Raw genomic sequence first — 23,804 nt, forward strand, 5'->3', positions numbered from 1 at the left:
CTGTTTCGTCTGGCTGTGTCGCCTCGGCGTCGGGCCGAGTCGAGGGGAAAATTGTGACGGTCATAGTATGTCGGCGGGAGTCTGCCTGCCTTAGCGAAATTCAGTCCCGGTGAGGGCTTTGTTATGGAGTGGTTGCCGCCCGAGTTTGCCCGTTCTCACTTCACGATGCTCCGCCGAATTCCGGTCACGGAGCGCTTTAGGAGTCCGACACCAGGTGCACCGTCTTTGAGCCACAGTCGGACGGCGCTTCCGACCAACAGCACTTCGAAGACCACGAGTCCCCACGCCTCGGGCCGACGGAGATAGACGACGAACCGGCGCACGTAGAACCACGTCTGTTCGAACAGCCCGCCGGCCGCCGATTCGCTCCCGTGGGAAAGTGGCCACAGGAACGCCCGAATCACCCCGTAGTTGCCGAAGAAAAAGCCGTTGTACAGCAGGTCCGCGGGGATGTGTGAGAGATAGCCGACGGCGAACGCGACGCCGACCGTCGTCACCTTGTAGCGCCGCGCGACCAACACGACGACGGCGGACACGGGTACCGAGACGAGAATCGAGTGCGCGAGCGAGACACCGCTCGGAAGCACGTCGAACGACCACGCGAGCGGTTTGTCCACGAGGTCGGGAAACTGCGTTCCGAAGAGCACCGCCAGCACGGCCCAGCCGTCGAGTTTTCTGTCTGTCACCCGCGACCACAACGAGACGAGAATGTAGCCGACTGCGGCGTGTTCCCACGGAAACATCAGGTGGTGTCTCCGTCGCGGCTGGCTCCATCGCGGCCGATTCGAATTCGGTGAATGTGAGTCATTGATATCTGCGTGGTGGCGCGTCACAGCGTGGCGGTTTCGTGCGAGAACGCGTCGAAGCGCGCTCCCCTACCACGGCAACGAAAGCCCGTCGATAATTTTGTTATTGCACCCGTAACGGTCGAGTCAGCGTCGTCGTCGCGGTATCGGGTTCCTGACGCTTCGGCTGACACTGAGTAGACGCTGAATAACTACTCGCGCCGAGTGCGTCACCCCTCGCAGAGAGTATGCGATACCTGTTCTTCACCAACACGCCGGCGCACGTCCACCTGTACAAATACGCCGCCAGAGAGCTTCAAAAGTTGGGTCACGACGTGCTCGTACTCGGACGGAACTACGGATGTACGACCGACCTCCTCGAATACTACGACCTTCCGCACGAAATCTACGGCTCCTGCGGGACGACGAAATACTCCTTGTTTCGGTCCCTCCCGTTCCACTACGCGAACATCTTCCGCGCGGTCCGACGATTCGATCCCGACCTCATCTTCGGGATGGGCGGCTACGCGGCGCATGCCGGTGCCGTCTCCCGAACACCGGTCGTCCTTCTCCTCGACTCCGAACCGACCTCGCTCGACCACGTCGTCTCGCGCCCCTTCGCCAAGGCGATTTTGACGCCGCACACGTTCGGAAAGGACCTCGCCGAGAATCACTACCAGTTCCGCGGGTTCAAAGAGACGGCGTACCTGCACCCCGACGTGTACGAACCCTCGGTGGACATCCGCGCCGAACTCGGTTTGGAACCGGACGAGAAGTACGCCGTCGTCCGATTCAACGCCTTCGGCTCGCACCACGATGTCGGTCATCGCGGGTTCACGCCCGAGCGCCGCCGCGAACTCATCGAGATGCTCCGCGAACACGGTCCCGTGTTCGTCCTCGACGAGAGCGAAGAACGCCGTGACGGCGACCTCGACACCCGCCCGTTCGATTTCCACCCTGCGCTCGTCCACGACGTACTCGCCGAGGCGAGCCTGCTGGTCGCCGACACGCAGACGATGGTGACGGAGGCGGCGCTTCTCGGCACGCCCGCGATTCGTTCGAACTCATTCGTCGGCGAAAACGACATGGGAAACTTCGTCGAACTCGAACGACAGGGACTCATCTCGAATCTCAAGTCGTTCGACGACGTGATGGCCCGCGCCGAAGCACTGCTCACCGACGACGGGACCACACAGCGGTGGGCCGACCGGCGCGACGAATTCTTGGCGGACAAAGTCAACCTGACCGAGGTCATCGTGCAGGTCGCACTGAACTACGGGGCGGTCGAATCCGTCGAATCGCTGTCTCGACACACCGTCCCGGCGTAGTTCACGCCCGTTTCGAGTGATTTCACCGTCCACCCCGGCGGAGCGCCCTCCCGACCGGTCGCCGTCGATTCGGGCAGTCAGAACCGGCTAACCCCCTCGCTTTGACAGTCAACCGACCCATAACTAACCACCTCTCGGGCCAATGTGGGGTACCGAGTGGCACAGTATCGACCGCCGCGACGCGCGTTCGCCGCGACCGACCACAGCCGATTGCAACATGAACGACACGAACACGCTCCTCATCGTCGGTCCGAAAGGGACCGGCGGAATCGACCGATACATCACCGAACAGCGGCGGTATCTCGCAGATCGGATGCCCGTCCGGCTCTACACGCGGTACACCGCGCCGAAGGGCGATGGGCTCGAACGAGCCACTCGGATGGTCCTGTCCTCGCTGTACGCGGTCCTCCTCTTTCCGTTTCAGCCCCGTCCGGACATCGTCCACGTTCACTCCTCGCACACGTACTCGTTCTACCGCTCGGCATTTTTCGTCCTCTTTTCGGCGTACGTCTGGCGCGTGCCCGTGGTCCTCCACATCCACGGCTCCTCGTTCGACGAGTTCCTTGCGACGGACTCGCGTCTGGTCCGATTGCTCCAGTCTGTCGTCTTCGACACCGTTGACGACGTAATCGTCCTCTCGGAGTACTGGCGCACCCTTGTCTCCGAACTCGCCGGCGAGGAGAAAGTACACGTCATGGCGAACGCAGTTGACCCGACCGACTACGACCCGACGTACCCGACCGACCCGGTTCACCTCGTCTTCGTCTCCAACCTCATCGAGCGGAAGGGCATCAGCGAATTCCTCGACGCCGTCGAGGCGCTCGCGGACAGACCCGACCTCTCGTTCGAGGTGAGTATCGGCGGTCGCGGCCCCTTCAGCGACCGCGCCGAGTCCGTCGCGGCGACGCACGACAACGTGTCCTATCTCGGGTTCATCTCAGAGACCGAAAAACAAGCCCTCATCAGCCGTGGCACGGTGTTCGTCCTCCCGACGTACGCCGAAGGACTCCCGATTGCGATGCTCGAAGGGATGGCTGGCGGCAACGCCATCGTCTCGACACCCGTCGGAAGCATCCCCGAGGTCATCACCGACGACCGCGGGGTTCTCGTCACACCCGGTGACGCGGACGAACTGACGGGCGCACTGGCCCGTCTCGTTTCCGCCCCCGACGAAGCGGTCGAACTGGGCCGAACGAACAGAGCGCTCATCGAAGACCGCTACTCGTGGCAGTCGAACGCCGACAACCTCGTGGCGATGTACGCGGACGCCAAGTGAGCTAGCTACACGGACCGTTCTACAACTCGTTCTCCGTCAACTGACGTTGTAGCCTCCGCCAACTGATGCTGTAGCCTCCGTCAACTGACACCCACGCTCGTTTTTGCACTACTCTCGTATTCCCATCTGTTCTCCTCACCCGCTTTTGTAACCCGCGTCTGTTCTCCCTATCACCCCTGTAACCCTCATCTGCTTACCCTCGTTTCCTCTTACAATCGCTCGATTTGAGTTCGACGCGGCCGAGCCGTTTGCTTCGGACTAGCAGTGTTTAACTTGTGTCGGTGTCTCGAACGAGTTGAAACGCCACTTACGCCCTCGCTCGTATGACAAATCGCTCCCTCCCACTCGACCGACGAACGCTCGTTGTCCTCTTCGTTCTCGGAGCCGCGGTACCAGCTTTGCTCCTTGCGACGGGGACAGTTGTAACCGACAGCGGCCCGGCAGTCGATGCGAACGTGAGCGAGCGCTACCGCTCGACCGACGCGCTCAACGCGACGCAAACGGTCACGATACGCCACAACGGAACGACGATGTCTCGGAACGTCGCCGACGTGACGCTCGCCCCGGGAACCGACAAAAAACGGGTTCGGTTCCACGAGGGGACGACGCGACGCTACAAACTACAGGTCTCGAACGGTTCGATGGTCTGGCTCCACGACGCCGACCAGCGCTCCGTCACGGCTATCGACCTGACTCGCCCACCGAACGGGTCCGCATCCGGGTCGGCGATGGCCGGGCGGCTCCAACGACTCGTCACGGCGGCAGGTCTGACGGATGGGGACGGGCGACCACAGGCCCCGGACGTGGCACCGCTCCCGGTCGTTCCGCGACGCGGTGGTCCCTCTCCTGGAGCCGACGTTGACGGCGGATACGTCGTCGAGTACGTCGAGACCGATTCTGTCGGTGCCCGAGAGGCGTACGTGCTCGACGTTCGTCCCGCGACGAATCAAACCGAAGACGGGTACCGACAGCGCCTCTGGCTCGATTCGGAGCGGTTCTACCCGCTTCGCAAACAGACCACGTGGACCCAAGACGGAACCCGACGGTCGATAACGACGACGTACACGAACGTGACGTTCAATCCAGAGGTTCCGGCGGACACGTTCCGACCCGAAATCGGTCCTGAGACGACGGTCCAGCGCCCGGAGATCGCTGAGACTCGGTGGTACCGGAGCACCGATTCGCTCGCGTCGCAGACATCGATTACGGTGCCGAGACCGACGCTCCCCCCCGAATTCGAATTGACCTACGCTACGCGGACGACGGGACGAATCAGTAGCGTTGGACTTCGCTATGCGACTGCGGGGAAACAGCTCACGCTCTCGAAGTACAACAGGACCTACGCCACCGACCCCGAAGACCGCGACCTGACTATCAATGACCGTCCAGCGACGCTCGACTACGGACCGACGACGTCGCTCTCGTGGACGTGTGAGGACTATCGGTACACGGTCCGCGGAACCGGCGTCGAGACCGAGCGGCTCGTCGAAGTCGGTCGGTCTCTCGGCTGTTCTGCCTCGTAATCGAGGGCTGTTTCTGACTCGGAAACTCCGCCTACCCTTATATTATCCAACGGGTTCTCAGTCGAATTGCGATGGATGTCCACGGAGTAAACAGGTTGCTCGCCCGCACCTGTCGCCTCAACTCCTGTCCGTCGCCGATATCACGGGACTCATCGCGGTCTCCACTGACGTGTCATCAGCCCCTCCAAACACTCACCTCACTGCCGAACGATGCTATCTCCACTCCGCTTTCGGCTCCCCGCCACCGAATTACTGGCCCGGAAATGAGTCAGGCTTTTTATTCGGCTCGCGGTCGTCCAGTCGAAGCGTGAGTGAGGAACCGGAGCTGAGTGACATTCTCGACATACTCAGCGATGAGTACGCCCGGGACATCCTCGCAGCAACAAGTGTCAAACCTATGTCCGCGCAACAACTCGCCAACCGGTGTGAGATGTCGAAGCCGACTGTGTACCGGCGGGTCGAACAATTGCAGGAGCACGATCTCATAGAGGAACAGACGAAGGTTCAAACGAGCGGTAACCACTACAAGGTCTACGCGGCCACGCTGTCCGGATTCTCACTCGAACTCGACGAGGGACGTTTCGAAGTCTCTGTGAGCCGAAGTCACGCCGAATCCTTCCCGGGGCAAGACGAGAGCGACACCGCAGACCGGTTCAAGAAGATGTGGGAGCACCTCTGAGATGGTCGGACTCTCCGCGCTTGTCGATTGGCTCATCATCGCGCTTGCCTTCGGCTCGACGCTCGTCGGCGGCTACGTCGGCTACCAGGCGTACCGCGGCTACCGCCGCCACGACAGCAGAACCATGCGAGCGCTGTCGCTCGGGTTATTCCTCCTAACGACAATCGCGTTCAGCGTCGCCTTCGTCGGTTCACTGCTCCTCCGAGAGGGCTACATCGGACTGCGCTATCAGCGTCCGTTGACACTTGTTACCCGGATGTTCCAGTTCTCGGGCGTCCTTCTCATCGCGTACTCGCTCCACTCACGGAAGTAAGCCGCTCCCGCGAACACCTCGTTCTGGCACGTCGGTTCCGAATTTTGTCGAACTCCGCCGCCACCGCGGCTGTCGGTGTCACTGCGATTGCGATTGCTACTGCCGTCCTGTCACTGCGGTTGCCACTGCCGGCGCGACTGCAACTACCACCACTGCCGCTGTCACGGTCACTATCACTACCACCACCCCCGCTGTCCAGATGCTCACTTTCGAAACGGTGGTAGCGCGCCGGAGTCAGTCAGCGGTCTGGGTGGCGTCTTCGGCTGGATGCGACACGGCGTCGTCGGTAGCTTCTGTTTTTCTCTGTCTCTCCTCGCGGTCGATGTACTTTCGAACCCATAGTTCGCCGGTGATAATCCCCGAGATGGCGCTCATATGCTCGCCTTCGCCGGTCAGTTGTTCGCGTTGGAGACGGCGGACCTCGTCGGCATCGAAGTACGGTCGCTCGCACGCGGAGTCGAGCAGGTCGTCGATGCGCTCGCGGAGCGCGCGGTTCTGGCGGTACCACTCTCCGACCATCGACCGGCCGCCGTAGGTGTGCACGTCGCCGACGACGCGCTCGCGGAGGCGGTCGATGGAGGTTCCGAGGACGAACCCGGCGGCGTGTTGCCACATCGGACGCGCCGGTGGGACCTTGGTCCGTTCGTAGGGGATGTCAGACAGTCGGTCGTCGAGTCGTCGCATCAGTTCGACTTTCGGGAAGGCGGTCCCCGCCGGAATCTTCCCGTTCGTGAACGGAATCGAGCCGACGCGATGCGAAAGCGGCATTCGGGTGACCGCTCTGAGGAACGCGGTGTCGCTGAAGGGGACGCGCGTCCCGGCTTGGCTCTCGGCGATGGGGTTGCTCGCAAAGTCGCATCGCGGGAAGTAGTTGCGGTAGTAACAGTCCATCGCGGTGCTGTAGAGGTCCGGTTGGTTGCTTTTCAGCACTTCCTCGCGGTAGGTCGTCATCGGATCGAACTCCGTTCGGAGGAGTGTGCGCGCTTCGTCCACGTCGATTCGGTGTTTCGCGCGGTAGAGCGCCGCCTCGGGTGAGTCGCTCATTTCGACGGCGGCCCGCCCGATGCCGTCGCCCATCATCCCACCCTGCCCGCATCCCTCGATAATGATGTCGGGGACGTCGGGGATGTTGAACACCGCCGAGAGGTTGACGAACGTGGACAGACCGACCATCCCGCTCGTCAGCTGAACCGATTCGTCGAGTGCGTCCACGAGACGGTTCGAATCTAACACGACGCGTTCGTTTTCGATGCCGAGCACGTCCGAGACGCGGGCGGCAAGTTCGAGGTTGCTCCCGTTTGCGGGGTTCGAATCGTAGGTGTAGGTCGTGATATCGTGGTAGTGACTGAGTTCTGCCGCCATCGATCGACTGTCGAGACCGCCGGAGAGCCACAGCCCGATATCGCCGTCTACGGTGTCGGCCATGTCGGCGATGACAGCCCGGTACGCGTCGGTCAGGTCGTCGAGATAGGAGTCGTCGGCGCTCTGTTCGAACGTATGGTCCCAGTACGACTCGATTTCGTAGCCTGAGCCGGACTCGTATTCGAGGACCGACCCGGACGGGAGGAAGTTGACACCCTGTACGAGCGTCTTTTCGCCCCAGACGTGGCCGATCATCAGGAGGTCACTGACGGCGCGCTCGTCAACCTGCGGGTCGTCGAAAAGCGAGGTGAGCGCGCCGACTTCGGTTCCGAACGCGAACGGAACGGCGGAGTCGCCGGGTTCGTCGCCGCCGGAATCGACGTAGAAACACTGTCGCGTTCCGAGTTTGTCGCTGGCGACGACGACGCGGTCGGCGTCACCGTCGATGGCGACGATGAGGAACGTGCCGTCGAGGTCGGCCAAAAGCGCGTGTGGGTCGTCAAGCAGGCGCTCGAACAGCCTCTTGGTATCGAGTCCGCGTTCGTCGCGGTTCGTGACCACGCCGTAGATGGCTCCGACGCGTGAGCCGTCTTCGTCCTCCCAAATCGTACAGCCGTTGGGGTCTTTCGCCCCGTGGTGGAGAATTGAAATGCCGAAGCCGTCGGTCGAGAGCGTCGCCGATTCGTACCACGCTTCGCGGTGGAGTTCGGCGGCGCACAGTTCGAGGTCGGTGCCGTCGAGTTCGCCGCCGACGAACCCAGTCATGAGTGACGCCCGCCGTGGGTTCGTTCACCGGGGCGCGCTGTGACTACTGTGAGTGACATCGGTACCGAGTATCCGCTTGCGTCGGGTTTTGTTATCACGCGACTATACCCGCCGACGCGGCTGAGACCGACCGTAGAACACGTTTTCGTGACCTCCAGTCGATTTCGTAGTCTCTTCATTCTCGCAGTCTCTCACCACTCTCGTGGCCTCCAACCACTCTCGCAGTCTCTCGCCACTCTCGTAGCCCCGTTCCGCGAGTTCGGCCAGCTGAAACGAATCTGTTCGATGGTCGGTGTCTTCGAACTCCAATTTTTCAATCGTCGGCTCCGACGCGGCGTCACCTCCGTTTCTCACCCTTCGAACTGATTACATTCTCAATAACAAACTACGCTACTCGCCTTCTCTCACCAGATGAAGCAACGTGATTCGCGGCTCGTGAGGTCGCTCCTCCTCGTTGGGTTCCTCGCGGTCGCCGTCGGTATCCTCGTCGCACGCGCGTCGCCAGCGAATCGCTACGAGGTTTCGCTGTACCAATCGACGCCGCTCGTTTTCTGGGTCGGCGTGAGTATTGCGATACTGGCGTCGCTCGTCGTCGTCGTCTTCGCGTTGAAGAGCCGGTTCGCACTCGCCGGGGTGGCACTCGCCGGGCTTAGTATCGCGTCGGTCTCGGCGCTTCCGCTCGTCCGCCGGTACTATTTCTACGGCTTCAACGACTCGCTGACGCATCTCGGGTGGGCGAAGTCGCTCGTCGCCGGGACGCTGACGCCGTTCGAAATCGTCTATCCGAGCGGCCACATCACCGCCGGAATGTTCAGTTCGGTCCTTGGTCTCGACGTCGCCACGTCGATGATGCTCGTCGTCTTTTTCCTCTCGCTCGTCTACCTCGTGTTCGTTCCGCTCACCGTCTCGCTCGTGGTTCCGAACCGAAAAGCCGTCATCATCGCGGCCTTCTCCGGCCTGCTGTTTCTCCCGGTGAACCTCAACGGCTTCAAACTCATGTTCTTTCCCTACTCGCTCGCGTCGTTTCTCGGCGTGGTGCTCCTCTATCTCTTCTTCAAACACCAGTTCTCGGCGACTGACGAAATCGCGTCGCGGTGGCGACGACACGTCACTCCGATCTCCGTGCTGTTCGTCGTCGGTACGATTGCGATGGTTTCCTACCACCTCCAGGTCGCCGTCAACTTCCTCATCCTGTTCGTCGTCGCCGCCGTCATTCAGTTCGTCCAGCGCCGACGCAAGGCACCCGACGTTTCGGCACAACGCCCCGTCTATGGACTGACGTTCGTGTTCGCCGTGGCGTTCGTCTACTGGTTTACGCAGTACACGGTCGGCGTTTCGACCGGCGGGCTGTTCATCGACGGCGTGATTGGTATCCTCTCCGGCGAGTCAGCGGCGGGGTCGGCCATCACCCAACGCACCGGTTCGGTGACCGCCGTCGGCGGCGGGATTCTCGACGTGTTCGTCAAACTCTTCCTCGTGAACGCGATTTACGTTGCGGTGACGTTCGCCGTCTTCCTCGGCGTCCTCCTCGGGTGGTTCCGCGACCTGCCCCCGCGCGGGCGGACTATCCTTCGGACGCTGACGTTCAGCCTCGTCGTGTTGGTGCCGTACTTCTTCGCGCACCTGCTCGGCGACATCTCGGAGACGAATTTCTTCTTCCGGCACGTCGGGTTTGCGATGATTCTGGCGACGATTGTCGGCAGTGTGGGGCTGTTCTACGCGTTCGAACGGCTCGCCGACAGCGAGTACCGGACGCCACTCAGGAACGGCGCGCCCCTCGCGGCGGCGCTCGTCATCGGGCTTTCGCTGATGGTCATGTTCCCGTCGCCCTACATCTACCTCCCGTCGAATCACGTGCCGCAACAGCAGATGCAGGCGTACGACAGCGCGTTCGAGCTGTCAGACGAAGATATCCGGTTTGTCGGCATCCGCGGGAATCCCGACCGATATGCCGAGGCGCTTCCAGACAGACCGACGCCCGCGCTCGGCTTTACGACCCCCGACGAGACGCTTTCGGACTTGCCGAGTTACTACGACGGACCGCGGTATCTGATGGTATCTGAGACGGACCACGAACGAGAAGTCGTCGCCTACAGAGAACTGCGGTATTCGGAGCGGAACCTCACCGCCGTTCGAGACCAACCGAACGTCAACCGAATCATGTCGAACGGTGCGTCCGACCTCTACTACGTGGTCGGGTGAGCTGTGACGACTGACGAACCACGAGCAGAGAGACGACCACTTTCCGGGGCGAGACGCAACTGGTGACGTCACTCACAAAACCCGCAACGCGACTCTTCAGAGTGCTCGCACTCGGTAGCCGGTCAATAATTAATCACCTCGTGAGCGGATGTGTAGCCGACGTGGTACAGTGGGTGAACGCGCAACACCGCCTCGACGGCGGCCCAACGGAGGTCTCACATGATTGATAAACTTCGGTCGTTGATTCGAACGCTCAAGCGCCGTCTCGTTCCCAGTGACGGCGACCTCACGGAGCGAACGGTCAAAAGCGGCATGTGGGTCTCGGCGATGAACGTCCTCGACCGTGTGCTGAAAGTGGTCATGTTCATCGTCCTCGCCCGGTTGCTTGGTCCCGAAGCCATCGGTCTGATGGGTATCGCGCTTCTCACGATTTCGGCGCTTCTGAGCCTTACGAACCTCGGCATCGACGCCGCACTCATCCAGCGACTCGACGACGACGTCGACGAGTACCTGAACACGATGTTCTCCTTGGAGATTCTTCGCGGGCTATTGATGAGCTCGGTTCTCTATCTGTCCGCGCCCTCGCTCGCCTCGCTGTTCGGCGAACCCGCGGCCCGAGACCTGATTCGCGCCATCGCGTTGGTTCCCATCTTCCTCGGCCTGCGGAATCCGGCGATGGTCTACTTCAAAAAGGAACTCGAATTCCACAAGGAGTTCACCTATCGAGTCAGCGGGACGACGGCCTACGTCGTTGTCGCGCTCGGTTACGCCGCCATCAGTCCGACCGTGTGGGCGCTCATCTTCGGCTATCTGGCCGACGCCAGCGTCCGCGCGCTGAGTACCTATGCGCTTCACTCGTACCGTCCGTGGCCATCTCTGAACCGCGAGTACGCCGCAGAACTCATCGGCTACGGAAAGTGGATAACTGGCTCGTCTATCGTCGAGTTCCTCTACGGACAAGGTGACGACGCGGTCGTCGGATGGCTCTTGACGGCGACCTCGCTCGGTTACTACCAACTCGCGTATCGCATCTCGAACGCGCCAGCGACTGAAATCGCCGTCGTCGTGTCGAGCGTGATGTTCTCGACGTACTCGAAACTACAAGAGGAACAACGCGCCCTCAGAGAGGCGTTTTTCAGCGCGTTCCGACTGACTGCCTTCGTCGCCTTGCCGATGTCCGTCGGCATCTACCTCGTCGCGCCGTCGTTCGTCGGCGCGTTCCTCGGGTCGGCGTGGCTCCCGATGGTGGCAACGATGCAGATACTCGTCGCTTACGGACTGTTCCGAACGCTCTTTGCGACGTTCAACCCCGTCTGGAGAGCCGTCGGCCGCCCCGATATACAGACCAAACTCGGCGGTCTCAGAGTCGCGCTCTTGGCGATTATCGTGATTCCGATGACTCTCTCTTTCGGCATCGAGGGGACCGCCCTCGCCGTCACCGGCATTCTGGCGTTCCCGATGCTCCCGCTCTACGCGCGCGAGATGAAGAAGACGCTCGGAACGTCCTACGCCCGGTTCTTCCGCGAACTCTCGTATCCCACGTTGGCGACGGGTGTGATGGCGATCGCGGTGCTCGCAGTCCAAAACCGGGTCGGCTCACCGCTCGCCGAGTTCGGACTGCTGGTTGCGACGGGCGTCGTCGCCTACGTCGTCAGCGCGGCGTCGTTGATGAGGCTGTTCGACTGGCGGGTCAAACAGAACCTCCGGGAACTCGTCTCGGTCATGTCGAAGTAGTCTCATTTTGGGTTCACCACCGAGAGAACTCGCTTGATTCGAGTGACCATCATTGATAACTGAACATTTTTGCTGAATAAAATATAGTATCTCTCCTTCGTTAATGTTGATGTTCTGAAACGAATCTTCCCGCAAGGTTCGGTGGAGGATTAATTACCATTTCACGAGTAGATTATTTCCACCGCTCGGCTCACTCTAAATCGGAAACTAACCCGTTAGAGTCGCTCGATTTTTCGGTTCAGTGTGGATTAAGATGTTATTTTAGCGCACCGAGAGAGCCAGCTATTCATATTTAGTTTATATTTGATCTGAAGAAAACAAGGTGTGGTTTTGGTACACAACTGGTATGTAACTGGCCGCTATCCGAACCAATCCCGTAGGTAATCGAATCTAATTTGCGTATACCTCGCAATAATGATTATCTTGTTAACGAGGGCTTTTCTCCAACATGGTACGACTAAACGGTGGAGACGACAACGAATCTGCCGAGGATTCGGACTCCATCCTCGAAGCGCAACTCAACAGACGGAACTACCTCAAGATTGGTGCGATGGCCGCATCGACCGCCCTCTCCGCCGGCGTCGCGTCGGCGGCGTCTGGTCCCGAGGAGCGCTTTGGAATCCAATGGGACCGCGTTGTCAACGCGGTGGACGACCTTGGAATGGACCCCAACGGAAACGAACCGATAGACAACAAACTTGACGCCGCGTACGGAAGTGGGACGCTCATCGAATTCCCTCCGGGTGAGTATCTCGCCACCAACACGCAGTATTGGAATCAAAACGTCTCTCGTTTCGGTATGGTCGGGACCGGTAGCTCGCACAAAGACGTGCAGTTCGTCTTCCCCTCCGGCAACAACGGCGAAAAGTTCCGTTTCCTCGAAATCACGAGCGGGAGTCACCACGTCCTGAAGAACTTCTCGATTCAGCAGACCGACGACCGGACGACGACCGCCGACATCTGGCTCGTCAACGACGACGGCGCGCTCATCGAGGACGTCGAATGGCTCGGTCGCACGCCGACCGACAACGACGCCCGCCGCCAACTGCTCGCCTACGACTGTTCGTCGGTCGACGGCGTCAACGTCGCCCGTCGCGTCTACATGCGCGAGGGTGCCGAACTCCCCGGCTACCCCGACGGAGTCGCCGGAATTCGCGTGCAGGGCGGCTCTGTCGGCGAGATTCGACTCGTCGATTGTCACATCGAACAGCGCGGCTCGTCGTCGTTCCGCGCCACACACACTCGCGGCGTCCTCCGCGTCGAAGGCGGTCTCTTCAAGAACAACGACAACACGAACATGCGTATTTCGGCGGGCGACCACCCCTCGAAGACCTCGTGGATTAAGGGTGCGACCGTCATCATGGACGCCGACAACCTCAACGAGCACGCACACGACGGCGACAGCCTCGACAGCCCCGAGGGGCTTCGCATCGACTCCACGGGCAACGGCTACGCCGACGTTCTCATCGAGGACTGTGACTTCATCTTCAAGTCCTGTCCGACCTCGCGCGGTATCGTCTCGTCGCCGACGTGGGCCGGACACGGCGGCTTTACGCTCCGCAACTGCCGGATTCAGAACGACACCGACGTCCAGACGATTCACGCCGACTCCGTCGATACCGGCACCGCAGACAAGCCGTGGGGACTGAACCTCGAAAACGTCTCGATTACGGGTAACGCCACGTCGCAACCGGCCGGTGCCGCCGTCTGCATCGACAGTGACCGAAACGGTTCGACGGTCAAGAACAGTTGTATCCACTTCCCGAACGGCAACGTGGACGGCGTCCTCGTCAACGACGCGAACGACTGTGAGATTACGGACACCAACATCAACGTTTCCGGGCAAGCGACCGTGTTCAGCGGAGCCGACGTGAACACGAACAACATCACGAGTAGCGAGTCGTGTCCGCTCCCCAACCCGGACGACGGCACGAGCGGTGGCTCCTCCGGCGGGGACTCGTCCGACGGCGACACTTCGACTGACTCCGACGGCTCCGATTCGTCCGGCCCGACCGAACCGCTTCCGAACGACCTTCGCCTCGTCGGCACGGGAACGACGACGCAGTACGAATTCACCGTCACCGACTCGCTCCAGACGGCCGACGGCTCCATCGAAGAGTGGGACGACGTTTCCAGCGACTCCGCAACCGGCTGGATTACAACCGACGGCTCCGAGGACGCGTACACCTTCTCCGGCGACGTCGATTCGTTTTCGTTCCTCGAAGGCGAGGCCGAAATCTACGTCAACGGCGAGCAGGTCACACCCAGTACCATCACGGACGCGACGAGCGACGACGGCTCGTCCGGCGATGGTAGCTCGGGGGGTTCGTCGAGCGGCGATTCTGGCGGGTCGTCCGGTGGCTCTTCCGATGGTTCGTCCGACGGCTCCTCGTCTGACTCGTCGCACGAACTGCGCATCGTGGGGACGGGCGTTCAAACCCAATACGAGTTCGCAGTCAGCGACTCGCTCGAAGGCTCCGGCGATACCATCGAAGAGTGGGACAGTCTCACCAGCACGTCCGCCGCTGGCTGGATTACGACGCAGGGCGCAGAAGACGCGTTCACCTTCACCGGCGACGTGACGTCCTTCTCGTTCGTCGAGGGCGAGGCAGACCTCTACGTCGATGGCGAGCAGGTCACGCCAAGCACCATCACGGACGCGACGAGCGACGACGGCTCGTCCGGTGGCGACTCCGAAGACGGCGGCTCGTCGGGCGACGGCGGTTCGTCTGGCGGCGACTCGACCACCGAAAACGAACTGCGCATCGTAGGCATGGGCACGGAGACGCAGTACGAAGTCGCAGTCAACGGCTCTCTGCAGGCCGGCGACTCCATCGAAGAGTGGGACGACGTTTCCGACGCCTCGGCCACCGGCTGGATTACGACCGACGGCTCGGAGGACGTGTACACGTTCACCGGCGAAATTACGTCGTTCTCGTTCCTTCAGGGCGAGGCGGAGGTCTACGTCAACGGCTCGGCGGTTGACCCCGCCGTGTTCGCGCTTCCGAACCGCCTCACGGTCACCGGCGACGGCACGGAGACGCAGTACGACTTCACCGTCACCGGCGAAATCATGAACGACCCGCTCGTCGGCGCGACCGAAAGCGCCGACTCCGTCAGCTCCGGCACGGCGAAAGGCTCCGTCACCGACGACAGCGACGCCTTCCGCTTCTCGGGCGACATCACGAAGATGAACCTGACCGGCGACGCGGCGCTGACGTTCGAAGACAACGACGGCTAAGCTGACTCACAGATACCCAAACGTGGGTATCTCGTCCGACTGCGGCGCCATCTTTTGCGACGAGTTCGCCTGCCGGGAAGTCGTCGCTCTTTCCGTTTCGACGTACGAGCACCGACTGTTCGTCTCGACGTGGGTCTCGTGCAGACTCGGCGATTTTAGGCGGCGGTTTCAGGTGCTGTCCTTGCGCTGTATGCACACTATTAAATCCAGTCTGTAGTTCATACTGTGAAACTGTTAATAATAGATTGGATATCTGGTTCTATCTGCGAACCGCTCTTGGTCAGAAACCTTTCATTCGTTTGACAACGTCGGTCTTACCACGATTCTCGCCTCTGAATTCATGATTTTCGTAATATGACAATTTAAAAGGGTTTCAACAGAGCCGAGGGAGTAAAATGACTAGAAAGACACCAACAAAACGATATAGGAACTCGTCGCTGGCGGACTATTCAGAAAATATGCCTCGATTTGGTGGCCAACGATGTATCTTCGAGGAGCACCACAGAACTGTCTAGGTTAGAAATCCCTTGACTGGCGTCGTCCATCGAGCGCTCGGTGCGGTCGCCGAACTGTATAGTATTGCAAAAACAACGTGAACTATCTGTGGGAACTCGCGTGAGTTCCCTCCCAGAACCCATGAACGCTGACGACTCGAATTTTGAGGGCGTGAACCATCTTCCGATGCGGTTTTGTTCGGCGTAGTCGAGTCACCCGATCAGCTTAATCGAGAGATTGTCGTCTCATTTCTATTGATATTACTGCGAAACACATCGTCTGTGGGGTTGAATTTTCCGCGAGTCGATGGAGAAACGTAGCAATCGAACCGGTCCTCTGTCATCCAGAAAATTCGACGTTAAGAACCAGCCGTGTTTTGGTGTCTATTGTGGTATATAACCAAGATTATTCGTCATCAGTCTTAACAGCGGCTTTGTTGACTGTACTCCTCCGGTTTCGTCTCAGACGGGTTGTAACCGTTCCCACCAGCTGATGTACCCAATTGTTTCTATTTGGGTTGGTTTCGGGGTTCTCGTCGGCAGAAACTCAATAACTATGTTCGGAATCCTTTGGCCCCCTTTTTGATTGGTGATGGACTACTTCTCCCTCGTCTGGTGGCACTACCGGTAACAAGTCCGCTCAGAAGCTAGTCCCAACGTAGATTAGGAGTGACCGACTTGGACGCTCTATTCAGCAGGTTCGGCAAGGTATCTGTGGCTGAGGGTGTCAAGAGCCGCCACCACCTCCGCCGATTGTGCCGTGTTTCGCCTTTACTTCTCTCTCGCGCCGTTCGCGTTGTTTCGTCGCGTCGTCTTTCTGCGTCTCTCGGCCACGTTGGTTTTCTTCCTGTCTCCGTGTCCGACGCATCGCCCATCTCAAGATGAAGCGGGCTGTGACGAACGAGATGAGAGCGTGAATCGCATACGACGCACCCCCAATTACAAGAAATAGCACTGCAAGCGCGGTGCAGAACCCGACTGCGTACCCGAATTTGTTGGGTCGTTTTGGAGAACCGTCTGCCATACCAAGAAGTAAACTCCCGATGAAAATGAATGTACGTGAACTGTCTAGTCACGCCAACTTGAGAAGTAGTCAAGTCGGTGAATTACTCAGGTAGTATACTCACCGACTGTCTCAGCCGTCGAAATAGGTCCATATCATCGTCGAAGAACCTACCAAGGAGAGTACACCACCTACCAACAGTACCAGAGCCTGAATTGGAACTGTGGCTCTAGTCCCCGAAACAACTGGATTCAAAAATATCAGCAAACCGCCACAGGCGAGGGTTGCAAGCGTTCTATTATTCATCTACTGAACAATTGTTTATAGAATGGTAAACATTTGCTCTCGACAGTGACTGCGACACCTGTACGTGGCGAAAAGCAAGTAGATGTTGTGACCGATACGCGCCCTGTATTCAGCACGACCGCAGAGGCCTTCCCTCCCCTCCCCTCCCCTCTCTCTACGCCGACGACGTCTCGGTCGTATCGCTCGCCAGCAATCGCTCGATTCCGTCGGACAACGAGACTTCGGACCTGTATCCGAGGTCCGACCGCGCCGCGGACGTCTCCGCACACGAATGCTCGATTGCCGCAGGCCGCGGGTCTCGGTGTACGATTCGGGAGTCGCTGTCCGTGGCGTCTCGAATCATCTCGGCGAGCGTTCGAATCGAGACGCGTTCGCCCGTCCCGACGTTGTACGCTCGGCCGACGTTACTGGTCGTCGCGGCGCATAGATTCGCTTCGACCACGTCGTCAACGAAGACGAAATCCCGAGTTTGGGTGCCGTCGCCTTCCACCGTAATCGGCGTGCCGCTTCGGGCCTGGTCCACGAAAATTCGTATCACACCGCTGTAATCACCGCCGGACTGCCGCGGGCCGTAGACGTTAAAATATCGCAGTGCGACCGTCTCCACGCCGTAGAGGTCGTGATACAGTTGCGCGTACCTGTCGAGGGTGAGTTTCTGTACGCCGTACGGGGTCGTCGGCGCGGGCGGTTCGTCTTCGGGAATCGGGACGGTTTCCGGCGGCCCGTAGATGGCCGCGCTCGAAGCGAGGACGACCCGCGCGTCCTCGCGCCGAGCCGTCTGAAGGAGTCTGAGCGTCGCCGTCGAGTTCACTTCGTGGCTCCTGACCGGTTTTTCGACCGACCGGCGGACGCTCACCAACGCCGCTTGATGAAACACCAAGTCGACGTCGGCCATCGCCTCGGCCACGAGCCGTTCGTCCCGGATATCGCCGTCGAAGAGCGTCACGGCATCTGGAAGTCTCGTTCGAACGCCCGTCGAGAGGTTATCGAGAACGCGAACCTCGTTGTCGGGAACCAGCGCATCGACGATGTGGCTTCCGATGAACCCAGCACCACCGGTCACGAGGACCGTTCGCCCCTCGATATCTGTGACCATGCCTCCCTTGTGGCGACGTCGGAGTAATGTTACTTTGCGGTTTAACCGGCACAATCGGGGCTAAAGCGGTCACAAGACGTGTTTTTGCGCGGTACTTCGATTTGACTTCCGCGCAGTCACCGTTTGAACCCGTTCGTTTTGAAATCCGCTCGTCGGCCTACTGCGACCGCCGCGAGTTTGCACGACGCTCCTTCTCGATGGCTATTCGTGAGGAATCATCTCGATGTTCACGCGGCGTTCTGTTTGGACGGGTCGGACACGCTCGTAACGTTCCAGGTAGACGCCATCGGTTATCACGAAAATAAACGACTTCTGGTGTCTTTTCCATTACAGCCGTATCTGTGTAATCTTTCGATGGGTGCGTACAGTTCGCACACAAACCCGTTCCTAACGGTTCTCTACGGCTCTTTCACCCGTATTAGGGCTATTCGTTCCCGCGCGAGACCGATTTCCGGCACGGTTACCCACTTCCTGAACTCTCACGGTCGGTGATTGTCTTTCGGACCGTATTTATTCGATTCGAGACACATATCGCGGCCCGAAACGACAGCATCGAATTGTCGCCGTGTCTCGGCGGTAAACCCAGTCCTCGCATCTCAGTTCGAGTCGATATCGGCGTCTCGACCGGCTATTGGCCCGTCTCGTCTCCTGTCTTTGGTCAGCCAGTTTTCGCCTGAAACGAGTTCGTGTTCGATTCCCTGAGTTTCACACCTGTCTCAACTAGTACTATGTGGTAGAAGAGTGATATTTCCAGTGGTACTCCCCTGGGAGGCACAACCATGTCTTCGAAATTAAATAGGATGACACTACCGTCGTTGTCACAGACCACCTCGTTGCAACTCTCACTCGTGGTGTTGCTCTCGGTGTTTTGGATAAGTCTCGGACTAGATTCGGGTGGTGCGTTTGCGGCGGCACTCCGCGTGAGTAGTGGGCTTGTTCTCCTTCTTTTCGTGCCCGGGACGCTCCTCGCTCGCCTCGTGCGACTCGAAACGGACCGAGTAAGTACGTTCTTACTCTACGCGGTCGGGTTGAGTTTCGTGTTCCTCTCGGTGCTCGTCGTCGTCGTGGGCCTCACGCTCCCGCTTTTGAACGTGTCTGAACCCTTCTCGTTGCGCCCGCTCGCGCTCTCGTTGACTATCGGGTTGCTCGTGTTAGCGACGTTGTTGGGGCGCGGAGAGCGACCGCAGTTACGTTTCCGGTCTTGGACGCCGGAGCCAGCGACGGTCGGTTTGCTGGTGCTTCCTATCGCCGCGGTCGTCGCCGCCACCATGATGAACGAATTTGGAGACTCTTCGTTCATGTTCGTCCTCGTGGCGCTCGTCGTCGCGGCCGTCCTGCTGATTTCGACGCAGTATCTCTCTTCGAGTCAGTATCCGGCGGCAATTTTTCTCGTCGCGCTCGCAACGTTTCTTCACCGGAGTCTGCTCACGAGCGGCGTCGTCGGCGCGGATATCCAGTATCAGTATTTCCTCGCACAGCGCGTCCACGATGTCGGTCTCTGGTCGCCGGTCGCCGGCAGTGCTATCATGTCGCTCCCGCTTGTGACGGCGGTTCCCGCGAGTATTTCGGTTCTCGTCGGGATTCCCGTCGCCGCCGTGTTCAAAGCCGTCTACGTCGCCGCATTTTCGCTCGTTCCGGTCGGCATCTACTACGTTGCGACCGAAGTCCTCGGGCGACGCGAAGCCCTCTTCGGGAGTCTCTTTTTCGTCTTCTACCACGGGTCGTTTTACTTTACGCCCGGCAAGCAGTTGTTCTCCGAGCTATTCGTTGTGCTCCTGTTACTGTCGTTTTTTGGCGACGGTCTCTCGAAGCGAGGCTTGTACGCCGTCGGACTGCTGTTGACCCTCGGAATCGCCCACTCACACTACGGGTCGGCGTATCTACTCGGCGGTTCGTTGCTCCTCGGGTTCGTCCTCCTCGCGGTCGCCGGACGGTTCGTGGGTGACTTCGACCACCGACTTTCTATCGTCTATCCGGTCGTGGTACTCACCGTGGCGACCGCGTGGTACGCGGCGACGTCTCTCGAATTACTTCTTTTGATTGCAGACCTTCCGCTCCGTCTCGTTGGCCAGTTGGTTGCACTGGTCTCGGGGACGGTCGTCGGAAGTGGAGCGAGCTATATCCAACAGGAGACGAGCCTGCTCGGGCAACTCAACGTCGGCGTCTACCTGCTCTTGACGGGGCTTCTCGCCGTCGGACTCGCGTGGCGTACCGGACGGCAACTGCGCCAAATCCGGCGCGGAGAGCCGCCGCGGAACGTGGAGTACACCGCGCTCGCTATCCCGATGTTCGTGTTCCTCGCGTCTTCGTTCCTCGTTATCGCAAACCTCTGGGCCGACAGAGCGTACCAACTCGTCTTAGTCGTGCTCGCGCCGCTCGCGCCGGTCGGATTTCGATTCCTGTTTGTCGTCGGCCACCGGCTCCGTGAGCAAGTCGGGCGCCTCGGCGATATTCGTGGACGGAAGCCTCGCCGTTGGTCCGTCGGTGCTCGGCCCCGGTGGGCCGTTTTGGCGGTGCTACTGAGCGTCCTCTTTCTCTTCAACTCGGGGGCCGCGTTCGCGGCGACCGGCGACGCGGGGACTGCAACGTTCGATTCGACTGCGAACGATTTCGCGTTTAGCGAGGACGAACGCGCCGGTGCGCACTGGCTCAAACAACACGCTGGGTTCTCCGACGCCGGGACGTATCGCTCGCAGACCGCCCGGTTGGCGTCCGACGAGACGGTGACCATCTACACGGATTCGGTGACGTACCAACTGTTCAGATCGACGATTCCCGAGAACTACTACGACGCCCGTATCGTCAGGCTTCGAAGTCAGTGGAACCCCGACTTCGACCGTTCTCGACTCGACGGCGGGTACGTCTTCGTTCGCAAGCGGAGCGTCGTCGAAAATGCCGGCTCGGAACCACTTCCGATCTCGTTGCTTTCGGGTTCTGACGTCGCGGCTATCGTCGATTCCGGGGACGTCGTCTTCGAGAACGAAGACGTGCTCATCGTCGAACTCGACGACCCACCCACCACGTAGCAGTTCGGCCGTGTCCCCCGCGTTTTCTCACGAATTCGTGAATCTCCCGGTGGCTTTTCGTCGGTTGGCAGTGTTTGTCGTGGTGGGAGGAACCGTGACATCGCTAACAGCCAATCCACGCGTTTCGTACGTCGTTGCGACGTACAACCGGCCGGACGACCTGTCGGACGCCATCGATTCGATTCTCGAACAGGAGTACGACCCGCTCGAAATCGTCGTCATCAGCAACTCGACTGACGAGACGGGGACGCTCTTCGCCGACGGAGGCCGATTCGACCGCGAGTGCATTCACTACCACGAGTTTCCGGGGCGAATGGGCGTCCCGGAGGCGCGAAACGTCGGCTTCGAGCACGCATCTGGCGACATTCTCGTCACCATCGACGACGACGCAGTGCTCGAAGACCCCGGCGCGACCGACGAAATCGTCGCCCAGTTTCGGGCGCATTCCGACGTCGGAATTCTCGCGTTCCAGTCTCGGAACTACTACACCGACGAGGTGATTCCCAAAGAGATACCCGACCCGCCGAACGTCGGCATGGACGGCACGGACGAGTTCCGCGCGGCGTATTTCATCGGCGTGGGCAACGCGATTCGACGCTCGGCGCTGGTCTCGGCAGGCGGCTATCCGGCCAGTTTCGTCTACGGGTTCGAGGAGATGGACCTCTCGTTTCGCGTCCTCGACGCGGGCTACGACATCCTGTATACGCCAGCTATCGTCGTCTCCCACAAGCAATCGCCCGCCGGTCGGAGACCGGACAGAGAGACCCAAGAACGTCTGGCAGGGAACCGAATCAAACTCGCGTTCCGAAATCTGCCGTGGCGTTACGTCGTTTTTACGACGCTCATCTGGTCTGTCTACGCCGTCGTTCTGACGAGACGACCCGGGTCGCTTCTGCGGATATTTCGCAGGCTCTTCACCGATAGAGACGAGTTACTCGGCGACCGACGGGTCATCCACCCGGCGACGATTCGACGCATCAAATCCCGGAAGACGATGCTATTTTGCTGGTGGTACGGTCCCCACCCCGGGCGGTTCATCGGGCCGAACGGCGACCCGCGGCGACTGCTCTGGGAAGCAAAGGGGACCTGAAGTCCGCGACCGCCCGAACCCGTGCGTTCTCGCACCCTACAGACTTTTCGCACCCCGTATTCACGCCTCACGCCTCGTGCTCACGACTCATATTCACGTCTCACGCCAACTTTCCGACGCTGACGCTGAGTCTGGACACGACGGGTGAGACAATCTGCTTTCGCACGTCGGGGACGACCACCGAGACCACCCCGTAGAGGAGCGCACCCACCGTGATTTGGACGACCAATATCCAGAGGCTGGTAACCGGGAACGCGGCTTTGACCGCGAGCAGGACGGCACCCATCACCAGCGAGCCGAACAGGTACCAGCCGAAAAGCCGAGTCGGAAACTCGAACGAGACGAACCGCGCGAGATAGCGGGTGTGGAGCACGGTGTTCACGAGCCACGACACGCCGGTTGCGATGGCGGCCCCGACGAAGCCGACAGAGACGATGAGTATCGGACTCAGGAGTAGGTTCAGTCCCACCGAGATGACGGTCGCTTTGGCCGCCAAGTCGGGCCGGTTGATCGCTCGAACGGAGATACCGACGATATCGTTGACCGATTGCACCAACTTCTCGAACATCAGAATGACGAGGACGAGCGAGGCGATCACGTACTCCGGCCCGAACACGTACGCCAGTATTTCCGTCGAGTAAATCATCGCCCCGACCAACGCGGGAATCGCGGTGAACACCGAAAACGCCAGTGCAGTCGAAATCGTCGCCCCGATTTGGTCGTCCGACGAGGTCGTACTCCAGCGGCTAATCTGCGGGAATATCGTGAGCGAAATCGACTTGCTCAACATCAACACGAGGAGCGTGACCTGCCACGCCACTTCGTACGCGCCGACGAACTGCTGTGCGAGGAAAAAGCCGATGATGGCGGTGTCCATCCACTGGTAGATTCGCCCTCCGACCGAAGTCACGATGTCGTACTTCGAAAAGGAAATGAGCGATTTCACCTGCTCGAACGAGGGGCGCGCGGGTTCGATACCGCACTTGGCGTAGGCCCAGACCAGTGCCACGACGGACCCCGAGATGAGTCCGTAGACGATGCCGTGAACGCCAAACCCTTGCGAGACGAGAATCGACCCGACGGCGACCCACACGAACCGGCGTCCGAACTCGATTGGCGCGGTTTCCGCGACGCGGAGTTCGCCGCGGACCGCCTGAATGTAGAGCATCGACAGTTCGCGGAGGATGACGGCCACCACGAGCAACAACGCGAGGTCGGCCCCGATGTAGCTGTCGAGCCACCCACGGGAGAGGACGATACCGACCGAAACGAGACCGAGCAAGACCAGTTTGAACGCGAGCGCCGAACCGAGCTTTTCGCCGTGGTTCTCACCTTCGCTCAGTCGCTTTTCGAGCGCGCCCCGCATCCCCATATCCGCCGGAATCGACAGCAACCCCTGCGCGGCGAAAAACAGAAAGAACGTCCCCAACTGGGCCGACCCGAGTTCCCGGGCGAAGTACGTAATCCCCGCGAACATGAGCACCGCCTTGCCGATTTTTGCGAGGAATAACCTGATAGTCGATGCTCCAAGGTCCATACCGTCTCAACAACGACGAAGGACAAAATACCTGCGCACGACCG

The 23,804-nt window shown here is 60.0% G+C and carries 14 protein-coding genes; 10 read left to right on the plus strand and 4 right to left on the minus strand.

Going from position 1 to position 23,804, the window contains the following annotated elements; genetic code table 11:
- Positions 1-155 precede the first annotated feature (155 nt).
- Complete coding sequence (locus tag C440_RS02065) at positions 156-743, minus strand: metal-dependent hydrolase (protein ID WP_008317800.1); 588 nt, start codon at positions 741-743, stop codon at positions 156-158.
- 290 nt (positions 744-1,033) lie between these two features.
- On the opposite strand from C440_RS02065, the gene C440_RS02070 reads away from it, so the two are divergent.
- The 5 genes from C440_RS02070 (at position 1,034) to C440_RS02090 (ending at position 5,904) form a co-directional block, all read left to right on the plus strand.
- On the plus strand, positions 1,034-2,113 hold the full coding sequence (locus tag C440_RS02070; protein ID WP_008317802.1) for a DUF354 domain-containing protein: 1,080 nt from the start codon (positions 1,034-1,036) through the stop codon (positions 2,111-2,113).
- Positions 2,114-2,330: 217 nt separating this feature from the next.
- Positions 2,331-3,389, plus strand: coding sequence for a glycosyltransferase family 4 protein (locus tag C440_RS02075; protein WP_049915219.1), 1,059 nt, complete (start codon positions 2,331-2,333; stop codon positions 3,387-3,389).
- A 323-nt stretch (positions 3,390-3,712) separates the two neighbouring features.
- Positions 3,713-4,912, plus strand: coding sequence for a LolA family protein (locus tag C440_RS02080; protein WP_008317805.1), 1,200 nt, complete (start codon positions 3,713-3,715; stop codon positions 4,910-4,912).
- Between the two features lie 307 nt (positions 4,913-5,219).
- Positions 5,220-5,591 carry an ArsR/SmtB family transcription factor gene (locus C440_RS02085; RefSeq protein ID WP_008317807.1) on the plus strand — a complete coding sequence of 124 codons (372 nt, stop codon included), beginning with the start codon at positions 5,220-5,222 and terminating at the stop codon, positions 5,589-5,591.
- 1 nt (position 5,592) lies between these two features.
- On the plus strand, positions 5,593-5,904 hold the full coding sequence (locus tag C440_RS02090) for a DUF7521 family protein (RefSeq protein WP_008317808.1): 312 nt from the start codon (positions 5,593-5,595) through the stop codon (positions 5,902-5,904).
- 234 nt (positions 5,905-6,138) lie between these two features.
- Here C440_RS02090 and C440_RS02095 read toward each other — a convergent pair whose 3' ends face one another.
- On the minus strand, positions 6,139-8,031 hold the full coding sequence (locus C440_RS02095; RefSeq protein WP_008317810.1) for an asparagine synthase-related protein: 1,893 nt from the start codon (positions 8,029-8,031) through the stop codon (positions 6,139-6,141).
- Between the two features lie 411 nt (positions 8,032-8,442).
- Here C440_RS02095 and C440_RS02105 point away from each other — a divergent pair, with 411 nt between their 5' ends.
- The 3 genes from C440_RS02105 to C440_RS02115 all read left to right on the plus strand — a co-directional run bounded on the left by C440_RS02105 (position 8,443) and on the right by C440_RS02115 (position 15,208).
- A complete protein-coding gene (locus C440_RS02105; RefSeq protein ID WP_008317813.1) occupies positions 8,443-10,233 on the plus strand; it encodes a hypothetical protein in 1,791 nt (596 codons plus the stop codon).
- A gap of 219 nt (positions 10,234-10,452) precedes the next feature.
- Positions 10,453-11,967: a lipopolysaccharide biosynthesis protein gene (locus tag C440_RS02110; protein ID WP_008317815.1), complete on the plus strand. Its 1,515-nt coding sequence runs from the start codon at positions 10,453-10,455 to the stop codon at positions 11,965-11,967.
- Positions 11,968-12,415: 448 nt separating this feature from the next.
- The gene (locus C440_RS02115) at positions 12,416-15,208 is read left to right on the plus strand and encodes a hypothetical protein (protein WP_008317817.1); all 2,793 of its coding nucleotides are present in this window, start codon (positions 12,416-12,418) and stop codon (positions 15,206-15,208) included.
- 1,957 nt (positions 15,209-17,165) lie between these two features.
- On the opposite strand, the gene C440_RS02125 is transcribed toward C440_RS02115, so the two are convergent.
- Positions 17,166-18,107 carry an NAD-dependent epimerase/dehydratase family protein gene (locus C440_RS02125; protein ID WP_008317818.1) on the minus strand — a complete coding sequence of 314 codons (942 nt, stop codon included), beginning with the start codon at positions 18,105-18,107 and terminating at the stop codon, positions 17,166-17,168.
- An 800-nt stretch (positions 18,108-18,907) separates the two neighbouring features.
- Here C440_RS02125 and C440_RS17910 point away from each other — a divergent pair.
- Together C440_RS17910 and C440_RS02140 are read left to right on the plus strand one after the other, a co-directional pair.
- Complete coding sequence (locus C440_RS17910; RefSeq protein WP_008317819.1) at positions 18,908-21,133, plus strand: DUF2206 domain-containing protein; 2,226 nt, start codon at positions 18,908-18,910, stop codon at positions 21,131-21,133.
- 94 nt (positions 21,134-21,227) lie between these two features.
- Positions 21,228-22,223, plus strand: a complete 996-nt coding sequence (locus C440_RS02140; protein ID WP_206537071.1) for a glycosyltransferase family 2 protein — start codon at positions 21,228-21,230, stop codon at positions 22,221-22,223.
- Positions 22,224-22,323: 100 nt separating this feature from the next.
- Here C440_RS02140 and C440_RS02145 read toward each other — a convergent pair whose 3' ends face one another.
- Positions 22,324-23,760: a flippase gene (locus C440_RS02145; RefSeq protein ID WP_008317821.1), complete on the minus strand. Its 1,437-nt coding sequence runs from the start codon at positions 23,758-23,760 to the stop codon at positions 22,324-22,326.
- Between the last annotated feature and the right edge of the window lie 44 nt (positions 23,761-23,804).

This window comes from Haloferax mucosum ATCC BAA-1512, from assembly GCF_000337815.1.
Classification (GTDB): domain Archaea; phylum Halobacteriota; class Halobacteria; order Halobacteriales; family Haloferacaceae; genus Haloferax; species Haloferax mucosum.

Excerpts from the sequence above, each read along its gene's own strand:
- C440_RS02090 (WP_008317808.1), top strand. The coding sequence starts at position 5,593 with ATGGTCGGACTCTCCGCGCTTGTCGATTGGCTCATCATCGCGCTTGCC.
- C440_RS02070 (WP_008317802.1), top strand. The coding sequence starts at position 1,034 with ATGCGATACCTGTTCTTCACCAACACGCCGGCGCACGTCCACCTGTAC.
- C440_RS17910 (WP_008317819.1), top strand. The coding sequence starts at position 18,908 with ATGACACTACCGTCGTTGTCACAGACCACCTCGTTGCAACTCTCACTC.
- C440_RS02095 (WP_008317810.1), bottom strand. The coding sequence starts at position 8,031 with ATGACTGGGTTCGTCGGCGGCGAACTCGACGGCACCGACCTCGAACTG.
- C440_RS02125 (WP_008317818.1), bottom strand. The coding sequence starts at position 18,107 with ATGGTCACAGATATCGAGGGGCGAACGGTCCTCGTGACCGGTGGTGCT.
- C440_RS02065 (WP_008317800.1), bottom strand. The coding sequence starts at position 743 with ATGTTTCCGTGGGAACACGCCGCAGTCGGCTACATTCTCGTCTCGTTG.
- C440_RS02105 (WP_008317813.1), top strand. The coding sequence starts at position 8,443 with ATGAAGCAACGTGATTCGCGGCTCGTGAGGTCGCTCCTCCTCGTTGGG.
- C440_RS02115 (WP_008317817.1), top strand. The coding sequence starts at position 12,416 with ATGGTACGACTAAACGGTGGAGACGACAACGAATCTGCCGAGGATTCG.
- C440_RS02080 (WP_008317805.1), top strand. The coding sequence starts at position 3,713 with ATGACAAATCGCTCCCTCCCACTCGACCGACGAACGCTCGTTGTCCTC.
- C440_RS02145 (WP_008317821.1), bottom strand. The coding sequence starts at position 23,760 with ATGGACCTTGGAGCATCGACTATCAGGTTATTCCTCGCAAAAATCGGC.
- C440_RS02110 (WP_008317815.1), top strand. The coding sequence starts at position 10,453 with ATGATTGATAAACTTCGGTCGTTGATTCGAACGCTCAAGCGCCGTCTC.
- C440_RS02075 (WP_049915219.1), top strand. The coding sequence starts at position 2,331 with ATGAACGACACGAACACGCTCCTCATCGTCGGTCCGAAAGGGACCGGC.